Origin of the sequence: uncultured Methanobrevibacter sp. (genome assembly GCF_902769175.1) — an archaeon.
Classification (GTDB): Archaea; Methanobacteriota; Methanobacteria; order Methanobacteriales; family Methanobacteriaceae; genus Methanobrevibacter.
The window spans coordinates 23,716-37,384 of the sequence record NZ_CACXNW010000005.1 but is presented as its reverse complement, the minus strand read 5'-3'; the positions used below and the strand labels follow the sequence as shown (position 1 = coordinate 37,384).

The following is a 13,669-nucleotide window of genomic DNA, read 5'->3' as shown; positions in this document are numbered from 1 at the left end:
AAATAAAATTAATCTTTAAAATAGATAAAAAAACGAATAAAACAAATAAAACTAAATTTTTAAAATAGATAAAAAAACGAATAAAACAAATAAAACTAAATTTTTAAAATAGATAAAAAAAAGAATAAAACAAATAAAACTAAATTTTAAAATAGATAAAAAAAAGAATAAACAAATTAAACTTATTTTTTAAATAATAAAAAAAGGGAAATAAAATAAATAAAACTTATTTTTTGGAATTGCCTAATTCATAAGTCTTATTTACAATCAATTCAAACAAGTTATCTGTTTTAAAGTCAATTGGCTTATGTGGACTTACAATAAACTTAAGTGCCTGTTTTGTAATGTCCTCTAAATCGGTTGTTCTATACATCAAGCCATTGTTAACATAAAACTGGTCTACAGATAATGTATCACCAGGATAGCATGAAATGACAGGAGTCTGAAGGATTGCAGCTTCCCTATTCATAGTTCCACCTGCACCAATCACAAGGTCACATGCCTTGATAATGCTTGAAGTGTCTACAGGAGGCTTAAGAATTGTCACATTTTTAATTCCTTCAAAAATCTCAGCCTGTTCCTTAAAACGAGGCAATATGAGAATATTTGCATATTCCTTTAAAACATCTACAACTGGAGACAATACGGATTTTCTGCAGTCTGTATTCAAATAGGATGCAAGTGAAGGTTCAGGCCTCATGAGTATGGTTTTCTGCAATGGCAAATCAAGTCCTAAATCATCAAAAATGCTTTCATTAAATTTGAAATTATTAAAGTGCATAAGTTCAGATGTTCCATTGTATCTGATTATGTCATTAGGATTTGCTCCATAGGCCATCAATTTCCACATGTCAATAATATTTGGAACAATGATCTTGCTGCATAATGGAAGGGTCAATTTATTTGCAGCCATAGCATGTTCATTGTCCAAAACAAAAAGACTTGGAATTCCAAGACCAAATGCAACTCTTGGAAGTTCAATGGAATGCTTTGACAATGCTACATCAAAGTTTTCACCAGAAATCAAATCTGCTAAATTAACTACCCTTTCTGCACTTTCCTTAAGTTTTTCCTCTAATGTGACTCCATGCTTACCAACAGAGACAAAATCTATATCATACATATCCATTAACTTATGAATATCCCCAAATTTACGAGCTGTAACTAAAACATCTTCTCCTTCACTTTCAAAATACTTAATGACATCTTTAAAAAACCTTATGTGAGGAGCATTTGATATATCAATCCATATTTTCATGAAATCACCTCTTAAAAATTAATATTTTAATTAACTTAATAATAATTATTAAAATAATACTTAATAAAGTTTAATATAATTTAGATAAAAATAAATAAGAAAAACAGATAAAGAAAAAACTTAGTGAAAATTAGAATAAAAAATAAGAATATAAACAATGAGAAATAATTAAAAAAAAAAAATAATAAAAAATAGTAAAAAATAGTAAAAAATATGGTTGAAAACAACCAATGAAAACATTTCAATCAAACTTTTTCTAAAACTTTGAATTAAAATAATGAAAAAATAAAAAAAGATGGTTGAAAACAACCATGAAAATATTTCAATCCAACTTTTTCTAAAAGTTTGAATTAATGATGATGATGTTCAGCTTCATGAGCTTTACAAGCTTCAATAGCTGCAATAACTTCATCTAAACCTTTTCCTTCTTTTAAGCTTGAAGTAATGATTTTTACATCAGGATTTAATCTTTTTGCATCTTCCACCATCTTATCCACACTAGCTCCAACAGCTTCAGCCAAGTCAATCTTATTGATTATGACAAGGCCAGAGTTTTGGAAGATGAGTGGGTGTTTTTCTACAGTGTCGTCACCTTCAGTAACACTCACTACAACGATTCTCATATGGGAACCTAACTCAAAGTCAACAGGACAGATTAGGTTTCCTACATTTTCAATGAACAAGTAATCAATCTCATCAAGAGGCAAGTCACCTAATCCATGACCGACCAAGTGTGCATCCAAGTGGCATTCCTTGCCTGTGTTCAATCCAACTACAGGAACATTGTGAGCTTCAATTCTTCCTGCATCAAATTTACTAATTACATCTCCAGCTATTACACCTACCTTTTCATCAACATTGTCAATAATGTCTTCAATAAGGGAAGTCTTACCTGATCCAATAGCTCCTACAAAGTCTACACAAAAGATGTTATGGTCTTCCAATAAATGTAAATTCTTATGTGCCAGTTTAGCATTGGCATCCATAATGTTCTTTGCTACTTCTACATCAGCAACTTTATGCATATAATTCACCTTCAAAACATATTTTTCTATGATAAGTTCAATAATTTTAAAAATTCAATTAATATTTTTAATAGTTATTAAGATAAATATCAAAATTAACAAAAGTACAACTAATTAAAAGGATAGATTTTCATAAACTAAAATTTTAGCTAATTTTCATCATCATCTTCCCTTTCAATACTAATGTTTTTTACAGTAACATCCCTTCCGTTAAGAACTTCAACCCTATGACTTTCACATTTTGGACATAAAATCATAGGTGCATAATGATCACTGTCATCAACATTAGCGATACCTTCAAAGTCACAGTTGTGACATTTGATTTCAACATCAATATCTTCAATAACAATATTAACATCTTCAGCTATTGTGTCCTTGCATAAGACACCAAGCATAAATTTCAATTGTTCAGGATTTAGCATAGCCAATTTTCCAATTTCAATAATCATATCTGTTACCCTAATTGCATCATTAGCTTCTGCAGTATCTAAAACTGCATTTAAAATCCCTTGTGCCATAGATAATTCGTGCATTCTAAATCTCCAAATTCGATAAAATAAAAAGATAATAAAAATAAAGAAGTTTTTATTATATTTATCATATATACTTTATTTATTAATATAATATAAAACTATTGTTGTTAATAAAAACAATTATTATTACAATGAATAGCAAGTAATACTTTTTTTAAAAAATAAGCAAAAAAAGATAAGAAAAAATAAAAAATAAAAAATTTTAGAAAAATTTATTTATCTTATCAATCTAATGAGTCTTAATAATTTAACTCATATTCAATGATTTACTTTTATAAAAATTAATCTATCTAATTGCATCTGCAATAAGCTTTGCTACAGAAATGCAGCTTACATCAGATGTTAAAGTATCTGTACTTGATAAGTCACGAGCTCCAGCAGCCATGATCTTTAATACAGCATCATTTACTAAAACTGGGTGAACACAGCATACATCAACAGATTTTGCTCCATGTTCCTTTAAAATGCCGATTGCATTTACTATTGTTCCGCCAGTAGCTATGATGTCATCAATGATGATGGCTTCCTTTCCTTCAACTGAATCAATATTGACCTTAGTATCATTTTTGACTTTATTAAGATCCTCTGCATCAAAATCACATTGAACATCTACGATTCTGGTTTCTACCTTATCTGGACCTAATCTGACTTTGCTCATATATGTGCAATTGCAGCCAAGGATTTCAGCTATTTCCTCAGCAAATCCTAAAGCGCCTTTATCAGGAGCGATGACAATAGGATTTTCAACTTTATCTGCAATGTATTCAGCAATTGGAGGCATAGCAGAAAGGTTTGCTGTTGGAATATTGAAGAAATCTCTAACGCTATCTTCATGCAAGTTGATTGAAATGAATTCATCAGCACCAGATTCTTCGATTAAATTAGCTACCAATTGTGCTGAAATGGCTTCTCCATCTTTAAATCTTAATTCTTGTCTGCCATAACCTAAATATGGAACAACCACTTTAATATGCTCTGCACCTAAGTCCTTAAGAGTTCTAAGCAAGAATAACAATTCTATTAAGTTTTCATCTTGAGGGAAACCAGTTGATTGTATAACTGTCACATTCTTTTCAACTTCCCCTTTAACTCTAATGTATCTTTCCCCATCAGGGAATTTCTTAGTCTCTAAAGGGCATAAAGTTTCTCCTAATTCCTTTGCAACCTTTGCTGCCAATTTTTGTGATGCTGAACCGCCGATAATCAATATAATCACCAATAATATTGTTTTTATTAATAAATTTTCATTAACTAATTTAATAAAATATAGTACTATTTATATTGATATTTATAATTAAATATTACTATTTTAAAAAAGTTGGAATAGGAAATGATAAAAAAAGAATATATGAACAAAATGAGGAAAAATAATTAAAAATAAGTTAAAATGAGTTAGATAAGATAGAATAAATTAAAATAAATTAAAATAAACTAGTAAGATAGAACAAGATAAAATAAATTAAAATAAGTTAAAAAAATGTAAAAATTTAAAAAAAAAGTAAATATGGTTGAAGACAACCATAGAAATATTTTCAATCCAACTTTTTCTAAAAGTTTGAGATTAACCTCTGCTTATAGCATCACTGCTGTCTCTTCGTATGGAAACTGTATGAGCCAAGATTAAAGATCCAAGGAACATGAATGTTAATAAAGCCATACCGTTTACTGTCCTGTTAAAGAGGAACAAACCAATGATAGCTTGAGAAATGAAACCAGTAAGAGTTCCGATTAAAAGAACTTCTTTACCTAAGTATTTTCTATTCTTGCTTTCTCTTTTACGCCTATAATCAGCAAGGATTTTTAATCCAACTACAATAGTTCCTAAAACTATTAGAAGCAATACTATGAAAGTAATATATCCAAAGTCATAAGCGTAACCGAAAATACCTGGAAGCATATAATCGATTGTATCCTTCCTTGTTACCAATAGACCAAAGAAGAGAGGGAATGGTAAACCAAACATTAAGATAAATTGCATTGGCAAACTGATATATCCATCTGCAAATCTTGAACTATTGGACCAATAAGAGGATGCAGGGTCATGCCCAATCAAGTAAGTGTTTTCAAGTACTAACTTCAAACTTGATAAGGAGTTTTGTGCAAGCCTTGAAATCCTGAGCACTGGAGAGAAAATTTCCATACCGGAAATTTTTGAAATAATCTCCAATAATCCGAAAGCAATCAATCCTGCTACAAAGAACATACCGATTCTTTTCATTGAAAGAAAGGATTGTTGTCTGAAGGATTTTGAAATAATGGTATATCCAATAAATAATCCTATAAACCATAACAATAAGAAAGATCTGTGCATTGCTCCCCCAAAGATGGTAATACCTGCAAGAAGCAAGTAAACAACTCTTTTCAGCCGTCCTACATTAACCCCCGACTCTTCCATCACCTTCAGCGAAGCTAATGCAGTTATAATAGCTAAAAGAGCAATTGGACCGAATGGGTGAGTAAATTCGTGCTGACCAAATGACAATAATAAAAGTCCTAAATCCGCTCCAAACACAAATGTGAAAAGTCCTGATAGGAATAAGGACAAGAAAGTAACTACACTTAATGATAGTGGAACAAGATTCAATACAAATATCATGGTAGCAAGTAAAATCAAACCTACTTCGATTATAAGTTGAAAATGATTTTGAGCTATTAATAACATGAAATCACACAATAAATAATTTTATAAAATTTATAATTAGTATAAAATAAGAAAGATTTCCTATTAAATCACTTTAATTTATTTAATCTTATTTTATATTTTATTTAACATTAATGTTTTTATTTTACAAAGTATTTAAATATTAGCAAAATAAGGAAGGATTATAATTAATATTATTAGAAAAATAGAAAAACTGAAAATAGAAATTTAACTGGAAATAAATTAAAAAATAAGTTAAAAATTAAGTTAATAATAATTTAAAGAAAAGTTAAAAATAAGTTAAAATAAGTTAAAAATAAGTTAAAATAAGTTAAAATAAGTTAAAATAAGTTAAAATAAGTTAAAAATTAAAGATAGAGATAATTTTAAAAATAAAAAAATAAAAAGATTATGGGATTCACAGCCCATAATTGAAAGATTATAATCGAACTTCAACTGATTAAAACCTATGAAACTTTATTTAAATAAACATTATCTTAATATTTCCCATAAGGATATCTGGAATAATCGGCAACGGATTTACATGAGTAATACTCATAGCAACAGCATCTCCTCTGGAGTTTCCTTCAACCCAGTCATGCTGACGAATAGTGTCAAGAATATTTTCACCAAAAATATGTGCCGCAACTTGATCATTAATAATCACTAGAATATGTGGAGTGATACCATAAGTATATTCCATAATCTCCTTAGCTTCTTGGAAAGGTTCATCTAACATATAAATATTATGAAGAGTACGTCCTTGAGGGTCATGAGAACTTCCTGGATAAATCCAAGTAAATCCACCATTTAAACTCCATAAAGCAGCCATATCTACTCCCGGAATTCCTCCTTCAGTATCATCTTGAGCTAAGATCAATACGTTAGAGAATGCAGTTATAGCCAAAAATATAACTACAACCACAGCGACAATACCTATAGCTTTAGTTAATGTACTTGCCATTTAATCACCACCTAAATTATTAATCATATTAGATTAAAATGATTTTCGATTTTTACTATAATTATTATAGTTCTATTTAGATATATAAACTTTTTGCAAATATTAGCATAAAAAGAGTTGAAACCATGGAAAAATAAGATAAAAAAATGAAAAAATGATATAATCCTATACTAAATAAAACTAAAAAAAATGAAAAAATGATATAATCCTATACTAAATAAAACTAAAAAAAATGAAAAAATGATATAATACTAAACCTAAATAAAACTAAAAAAAAATAGAAAAAATGAAAAAATGAAAAAATGATATAATACTATAACTAATAAAAATATAAAAAATAGAAAAAATAGAAAAAAGAAAAAATAATTAATTAAAGAATAATTTAATTATGACTTGGTTGAGATAAGCCTACAGAATCAGTAGATACTTTACTGGTAACTGCACCGCTGATTTCTCTCATTTTCTTAATTAATCTTTCCTTTTTGCTTCCATTGATTAAGATGTTTTCCAATACGTCTTCAATTGTTTCAATAGGAACAATTTCAATCATGTCTTCATACTTTTTCTCAAGCATGACATCATCCATATTGGATTTTGGCAAGAGCACTTTCTTAATTCCTGCTTCAGCTGCCGCTTCGATTTTAGCAGTAGCTCCACCAATAGGCATTACATCTCCACGAACGCTTAAGGAACCTGTTAATGCTACAGATTGATCTATAGGAATTCCTTCAACAGCAGAGATTACAGCTGCAGTAATGGAAACACTTGCACTGTCCCCTTCAACTCCATCATAGCTTTGGAGGAATTGAACGTGAATATCGTGATTGGAAATATCCACTTGAGTGTATTTCTTAATGATTGCACTTACATTCTGTACAGAATCCAATGCAATTTCTCCAAGCTTACCTGTAACAATGATTTTTCCTTCATTTTTACTGTTAGCAGGAGCCATTTCAGCAGCGATTGGCATAACTATACCGCTTCTGTCACCCATAACAGCTAAACCATTTACCATACCAATCTTTCCACCGGTAGAATGGAATACACTGTATTCCTTTCTTTGGATAATTGACCTGTCAACAATTTGCTGTTCTAAGGTTCTTGCAAATCTTTTAGCAGTTACAACATGCTCAGCAGTTACTAAATCTGCACCTTCTTCAATAGCTACATCACCGGAAGAACGTACTAAACCACCTAACTCTCTGAGTCTAAGGGTTAATGCATTTTTCCTGCCTGCCCTACGTTTAGCTTCCAAAATGATTTCATCCAATGCATCAGTTGCAAAGTGTGGAATTCTTCCATCATTCTTAACTTCCTGTGCAACAAATTGAACAAGTTTCTTTCTGTTTTCTTCAGTGTCTTCCATATAGTTTTTCATAAAGACTTCGTAACCGTATCCTCTGATTCTGGAACGCATTGCAATGTGCATGCCTTCAAGAACTTGAATGTTACCGGAAGCTACAAGAACGAAATCACATGGAACCGCTTGAGAACGAACCATCGCACCACTGCTATTTTCACTTTGACCAGTGATAGCGTATTTTTTCTCTTGCATTGCAGATAAAAGCTCTTGTTGGGTTTTCATACTCATTGTACCAATTTCGTCAATGTATAAAACTCCTTTGTGAGCCTTATGGATCATACCACTTTCAACACGTTCGTGTGCAGGAGTACCGAGACCACCAGATTGGTAAGGGTCGTGTCTTACATCACCTAATAATGCACCAGCATGTGCTCCAGTTGCATCCATAAATGGTGCAAATCTTTTATCTCCATTATTGACCAATAATTTTGGAGCAGAATTGGAGATTTTAGGCTTGATTTGCATTGAAATAAATATAACGAGAAGTGCAGCAATGATAGCTTCAAAAATTCTTTGGTACAAGACACCAAGAACGAAAATGGCTGCAGTTACAAACATGGCAATCATAAGCTTCTTCTCATCACCGCTTTTAGCATTTGCCTTGTTTGCCTTAACTATTTTCTTCCCTTGTCCTGCAGGGACAGTTCTAATCATTGGATAATTGCTGTCTTCTGGATTAGGATAAACCAATACATCTTCCAATACTTCAGGAGGCAATAGCTCTGCCATACCTTTAGCAATCATGGATTTACCTACACCAGGATCTCCAATAAGAAGAACATTCCTTCTTTGTTTTGCTGCTTTTTTAATGGTTTCTACAGATTCTTCGTGACCAATTACTTGATCAATAAGCAAAGGAGGCACTTCTATATCTGCAGTATTTGAAATTGATTCATAGTCAACCATAGGCTTAATTCTGCGATTGCCTTCATCATCTTCAACAAATTCAACTTCTAAAGCGTCTTTCGCTTGCTCTTGGGCATCGACAGTTTCATCCATAACTTCTTCCACTGCATCACTTTCATCAATTATATTATCTTCTACAGGTGAATCTACGATTTCTTCTTTAGATTCTAATGCTTCAACATCTGTAGACAATATTTTTTCCTCTTCCATGAAAAACCTCCTAAATTTTTATTAACATTTTAATTCTAAAAGATATTTTTATTTTAAATCTTTATTCCAAATTTTTAATTTGATTTCATCCCACATATAATTTCTAGTTTTTTTATAATTTTAGTTTAACTTTAAATCAACAAAATTTCTTCTCAACTTTCAACAATTTTAATTTAATATATTATATTAAATATATATATTAAACTACATGCTTAATAACTTTATGATTTTAGTCATATAAAAAGGTTTGTATTTTAGTAACTTTAATTTACTAAAATAAGTGAAAAATTATAAGAATATTAAAATAAATATTAAGTGTAATTAGTTCAAATAATATTTATATTTATAAATGACAAATGAATATTATATAATCTAGCAAATTATCTAAAACTTAAAACAGGTAAGATTATGACAAAATGTTTAATGATTCAAGGAACTGCTTCCAATGCTGGAAAAAGTCTAATTGTTGCAGCCCTTTGTAGAATATATACAAAAAAAGGATATAAGGTCGCTCCATTCAAATCACAGAATATGTCCTTAAATTCCTATACCACAAAAGAAAATAAGGAAATAGCTATTGCACAGGTACTGCAGGCTAAAGCTGCAAATATAGACCCTACAGTAGACATGAACCCTATACTCCTAAAGCCAAAGGGAGAGTCATGTTCACAGGTAATCATACAAGGGGAAGCAGTTGGAAATAAGGATTTCTTTAGAAAATACGATAAGACCAAAGCAACCCAAAAGGATATAGACAATAATTTGATGGATGATGAAGACTATAAGATTATTGCAAGGGAAGCTGTAATAGATTCATTAAACAACTTAAGGAAAGAATATGACATAATAATCATGGAAGGAGCCGGTTCCCCTGCTGAAATTAACTTAAGAGAAGGTGATTTGGCAAATATGGGAGCTGCAGAAATAGCTGATGCAAATGTGCTTCTTGTTGGAGACATTGACAAGGGAGGAGTCTTTGCATCAATAGCTGGAACCTTCCTGCTCCTTGATGATGCGGACAGATCAAGATTTAAGGGAGTTATAATAAACAAGTTCAGAGGAAAGCAGGAATTGCTATGCTCTGGAATTGAAAGGCTTGAAGAAATCATAAAAGTTCCAGTGCTTGGAATAGTTCCATATGCAGAAAACCTCCAATTGCCTGAGGAAGACTCTGCATCCTTAAAGGAACATAATTGGAAGAAGGAATTTGCAGAAGATGAAAAGCATATAATAATTGGAGTTCTGAAACTTCCAAAAATAGCTAATTTCACAGATATCGATCCTTTTGATGCAGAGGAAGATGTTGAAATTAGAATGATTGAGCTATATGACGATAAGGAAAAGTTCAAAGACATTGATGCGCTTATTTTACCTGGAACCAGAAATTCCACAGAGGATATGAGAGAATTGGAAGAGACAGGAGTAGCAAATCGAATAAGAAGACTGCATAGAAATAAGGGAATCCCAATTATTGGAATCTGCGGAGGATACCAAATCTTAGGAAATAAGATTATTGATAAAAACCATAAGGAATCTCAACTTGATGAAATTGAAGGATTAGGCATTTTAGACATTGAAAGCGAATTCATTAGAGAAGAAAAAATTGTAAAGCAAAGCATTGCCACATTTGAATTGGAAAAAGGAATAAAGGAATCTGAAATCCAGGAAATATTCTCTAAAATCAATGGCGAAGAAGTTACTGGATATGAATTGCATGAAGGTACAACAAATCTTTTAAGTGCTAAGCCATTGTTTAAAATTAAGGAAGGAATGGGAAACAATAATGAAGGAAAATATGATGGAGCTTACCAGAATAATGTATTTGGTACCTATTTCCATGGAATATTCAATAATTACAATTTAAGAAGGGAACTTTTAAATCATATAAGGAAAAACAAGGGATTGAAAATAAAAACAGATGAGGATCCTTATGAAACAAGCGTTGAAAACTCTCTTGAAAAATTAGCAAATATTGTAGAGGACACTTTGGATATGGATTATATTGATAAATTGATATTTGAAGAATAAAAAAAAGTCACTAAAAACAGCACCAAAAAAATATTGATAAATTAATATTTAAAGAATAAAAAAAAGTCACTAAAAACAGCACAAAATAAAATAAAAATAAGAAAAATAATCTAAAAAAATATAAAAAAAGTAAAGAAAGATTTTAGTCTTAAATTTAGGCTAAAATCATTTTATTTTTAGTTAAAATCTTCATCAGAACTTAGTTTAAGTCTCTGCCGAAATTTTATATTTAGTTAAAATCTTTGCCAGAACTTAGTTTAAGTCTCTGCCGAAGATATGAACAGCACATTATGGGTCATACCGATTTCAGCACCATCCACTTGACGTTTGCCTGCTTCTCCTCTTAATTGCCATACGATTTCAGCAGCTTGAGCAATACCAGTAGCTCCAAGAGGGTGACCTCTTGCTTTTAAACCACCAGATGGGTTGATTGGACAATCTCCATCAATATTGGTCTGTCCTTCCTCAAGAACTTTTCCACCTTCACCTTTCTTAGCAAATCCTAAGTCTTCGATAGCAAGCAATCCGTTGATTGAGAAACAATCGTGAACTTCAGTTGCATCAATATCCTTAACAGTGACTCCTGCCATATCATATGCCTTTCTGGAAGCTGCAATGGTTGCATCTAAGGTAGTAATGTCTTTTCTGCTATGCAATGCAATGGTTCCAGAAGATTGTGCAGATGCTCTTACATAAATAGGAGTGTCAGTGAATTCCTTAGCTCTTTCTGCTGCACAAATAACAATAGCTGCTGCACCGTCGGAAACTGGTGAACAGTCTAACAATGTTAATGGGTCTGCAACAGGAGAGGATGCCAATACTTTGTCTACACTGATTTCAAATGGGAATTGAGCATTAGGGTTGTTTGAAGCGTTTTTATGGTTAACTACAGACATCATAGCTAATTGCTCTCTTGTAGTTCCATATTCATACATATGCCTTTGAGCAATCATAGCATATAATGATGGGAAAGTAGCTCCTTGCTGAGCTTCCCACTCTTGATCTGAAGCGGTAGCAATAGCTGGTGTTGCATCTACAACATCAGTCATTTTCTCCACACCTGCAGATACCACAATATCGTGATAACCTGAAGCAACAGCCATAATACCTTGTCTAAGTGCGAGTCCTCCTGATGCACAAGCAGCTTCAACTCTTGTACATGGAATTGGGTTCATACCCATACTGTCAGAAATAAGTGCTGCGATATGTTCTTGACCTACGAAAAGACCTGCAGACATGTTTCCTACAAACATAGCTTCCAAGTCTGCACCGCTAAGGTTTGCATCTTCCATAGCTCCAAGACCAGCTTGTGAAATTAATTCTCTAAATGAAATATCCCATAACTCACCAAATTTTGTTTGGGAAGCTCCAATAATTGCAACATCTCTCATTTTTTCACCTTTATCATAAAAATAACTATAATTATTTACCTCAACTTTTAAACTCTCATATTACTTTAGATAGCCTATCTAAGCCATTCTAAGTTTTCCTTTAAATTTAGCATAAACTGCATAGTCAACATAAATCTTTTTGGATAAGATCTCTTCAGTTGTAGGAGCTAAATTTCTAACTTCTTCAATTCTGTCATTTACAGTTAAAGTAAATCCATCACTACCTGCACCTGAACCATAGGATACTATGAATATCTTATCTCCAGGTTGAGCTTTATCCAATACATTGGAAAGTGCTAAAGGAACAGCACCAGAGTATGTATTACCTACATTAGGAGTTAAAAGACCATCCTTGTATTGTTCAGGTTTGAATCCTAATTTAGTAGCTGCCCTTAAGTAAAATTTACCGTTAGGTTGATGGAAAATAGCATAATCATAATCTTCTACTGTAGTATCGGTTTTTTCGAGTAATCCTTTAGCTGCACCGAATACATGTTTAAAGTAAGCTGGATCACCAGTAAATCTTCCTCCATGACTTGGATAAGGTTGACCTTCCCTTCTGTAAAAGTCTGGAGTGTCAGTAGTGAAACTGTAAGTAGTGCCAAAGTCTGCAATGGTGTTTTTATTACCAATTATATAAGCTGCTCCACCAGCAGATGCAGTATATTCCAAAGCATCCCCAGGAGCTCCTTGAGAGGTGTCAGCACCAATTGCCAAACCATATTTTATCATACCAGAGTCGACTAAACCCATAGTAGCTTGAATTCCTGCAGTACCTGCCTTACAAGCAAATTCCAAATCTGCTGCAGTCATATCTGGAGTAGCGCCAATAGCTTCAGCAACAATAGTAGCAGTTGGCTTAACTGCATAAGGGTGAGATTCGGAACCAACATAAACTGCTCCAATATCTTGAGGATCAATTTGTGCTCTTGCCAATGCATATCTTGCAGCGCTAACTGCAATGGTTGCAGTATCTTCATCAGAAGAAGGCACTGATTTTTCATTAACAATCAATCCATTTGAGATTGATTCAGGGTTATCTCCCCATACTTTTGCGATTTCTTCTACTTTTATTCTATATGAAGGCACATTTGCTCCATATCCAACAATTCCTGCCATTAAATCACAACCATTTAATAATATAGTTTTAATTAAAATAGCTATAATTGCTATTAAACATAATTAAATAAATAAATTTAATTTTAAAATTTTAATATATTTCAACTATTTTGTTTTTTTAATTTTTATAATGAATATAAACTTGAAATAAGCAAATAAGACTTATTATATTCAATTATAAGTTTATATTAATATAATATTAATTTTTAATACATATAAACTTATTTAATA

At 31.6% G+C, this 13,669-nt stretch carries 10 protein-coding genes; 1 reads left to right on the top strand and 9 read right to left on the bottom strand.

The window, feature by feature from the left end; all coding sequences use genetic code 11:
• Positions 1 to 226: 226 nt before the first annotated feature.
• The 7 genes from QZV12_RS02530 to lonB form a co-directional block, all read right to left on the bottom strand.
• Positions 227 to 1,258 (bottom strand): DUF354 domain-containing protein, encoded by a 1,032-nt coding sequence (locus QZV12_RS02530; RefSeq protein WP_295616711.1) that lies wholly within the window; start codon positions 1,256 to 1,258, stop codon positions 227 to 229.
• Positions 1,259 to 1,608: 350 nt separating this feature from the next.
• Positions 1,609 to 2,283 carry a hydrogenase nickel incorporation protein HypB gene (hypB, locus tag QZV12_RS02525; RefSeq protein ID WP_295616708.1) on the bottom strand — a complete coding sequence of 225 codons (675 nt, stop codon included), beginning with the start codon at positions 2,281 to 2,283 and terminating at the stop codon, positions 1,609 to 1,611.
• A gap of 149 nt (positions 2,284 to 2,432) precedes the next feature.
• Positions 2,433 to 2,816: a hydrogenase maturation nickel metallochaperone HypA gene (hypA, locus tag QZV12_RS02520; protein ID WP_295616705.1), complete on the bottom strand. Its 384-nt coding sequence runs from the start codon at positions 2,814 to 2,816 to the stop codon at positions 2,433 to 2,435.
• A gap of 286 nt (positions 2,817 to 3,102) precedes the next feature.
• The gene (locus QZV12_RS02515; RefSeq protein ID WP_295616701.1) at positions 3,103 to 4,023 is read right to left on the bottom strand and encodes a ribose-phosphate diphosphokinase; all 921 of its coding nucleotides are present in this window, start codon (positions 4,021 to 4,023) and stop codon (positions 3,103 to 3,105) included.
• Positions 4,024 to 4,377: 354 nt separating this feature from the next.
• The gene (locus QZV12_RS02510) at positions 4,378 to 5,478 is read right to left on the bottom strand and encodes a hypothetical protein (protein WP_295616698.1); all 1,101 of its coding nucleotides are present in this window, start codon (positions 5,476 to 5,478) and stop codon (positions 4,378 to 4,380) included.
• A 460-nt stretch (positions 5,479 to 5,938) separates the two neighbouring features.
• Positions 5,939 to 6,421 carry a hypothetical protein gene (locus QZV12_RS02505; protein WP_295616695.1) on the bottom strand — a complete coding sequence of 161 codons (483 nt, stop codon included), beginning with the start codon at positions 6,419 to 6,421 and terminating at the stop codon, positions 5,939 to 5,941.
• Positions 6,422 to 6,803: 382 nt separating this feature from the next.
• Complete coding sequence (lonB, locus tag QZV12_RS02500; RefSeq protein ID WP_295616853.1) at positions 6,804 to 8,690, bottom strand: ATP-dependent protease LonB; 1,887 nt, start codon at positions 8,688 to 8,690, stop codon at positions 6,804 to 6,806.
• Between the two features lie 618 nt (positions 8,691 to 9,308).
• On the opposite strand from lonB, the gene cobQ reads away from it, so the two are divergent.
• Positions 9,309 to 10,928: a cobyric acid synthase CobQ gene (cobQ, locus tag QZV12_RS02495; protein ID WP_295616691.1), complete on the top strand. Its 1,620-nt coding sequence runs from the start codon at positions 9,309 to 9,311 to the stop codon at positions 10,926 to 10,928.
• Between the two features lie 257 nt (positions 10,929 to 11,185).
• On the opposite strand, the gene QZV12_RS02490 is transcribed toward cobQ, so the two are convergent.
• Positions 11,186 to 12,319 (bottom strand): thiolase domain-containing protein, encoded by a 1,134-nt coding sequence (locus QZV12_RS02490; protein ID WP_295616688.1) that lies wholly within the window; start codon positions 12,317 to 12,319, stop codon positions 11,186 to 11,188.
• 78 nt (positions 12,320 to 12,397) lie between these two features.
• Positions 12,398 to 13,438: a hydroxymethylglutaryl-CoA synthase gene (locus QZV12_RS02485; RefSeq protein ID WP_295616685.1), complete on the bottom strand. Its 1,041-nt coding sequence runs from the start codon at positions 13,436 to 13,438 to the stop codon at positions 12,398 to 12,400.
• Between the last annotated feature and the right edge of the window lie 231 nt (positions 13,439 to 13,669).

Coding starts and splice junctions, on each gene's coding strand:
- hypB (WP_295616708.1), bottom strand. CDS start 2,283: ATGCATAAAGTTGCTGATGTAGAAGTAGCAAAGAACATTATGGATGCC.
- QZV12_RS02490 (WP_295616688.1), bottom strand. CDS start 12,319: ATGAGAGATGTTGCAATTATTGGAGCTTCCCAAACAAAATTTGGTGAG.
- QZV12_RS02485 (WP_295616685.1), bottom strand. CDS start 13,438: ATGGCAGGAATTGTTGGATATGGAGCAAATGTGCCTTCATATAGAATA.
- cobQ (WP_295616691.1), top strand. CDS start 9,309: ATGACAAAATGTTTAATGATTCAAGGAACTGCTTCCAATGCTGGAAAA.
- QZV12_RS02530 (WP_295616711.1), bottom strand. CDS start 1,258: ATGAAAATATGGATTGATATATCAAATGCTCCTCACATAAGGTTTTTT.
- QZV12_RS02510 (WP_295616698.1), bottom strand. CDS start 5,478: ATGTTATTAATAGCTCAAAATCATTTTCAACTTATAATCGAAGTAGGT.
- QZV12_RS02505 (WP_295616695.1), bottom strand. CDS start 6,421: ATGGCAAGTACATTAACTAAAGCTATAGGTATTGTCGCTGTGGTTGTA.
- hypA (WP_295616705.1), bottom strand. CDS start 2,816: ATGCACGAATTATCTATGGCACAAGGGATTTTAAATGCAGTTTTAGAT.
- lonB (WP_295616853.1), bottom strand. CDS start 8,690: ATGGTTGACTATGAATCAATTTCAAATACTGCAGATATAGAAGTGCCT.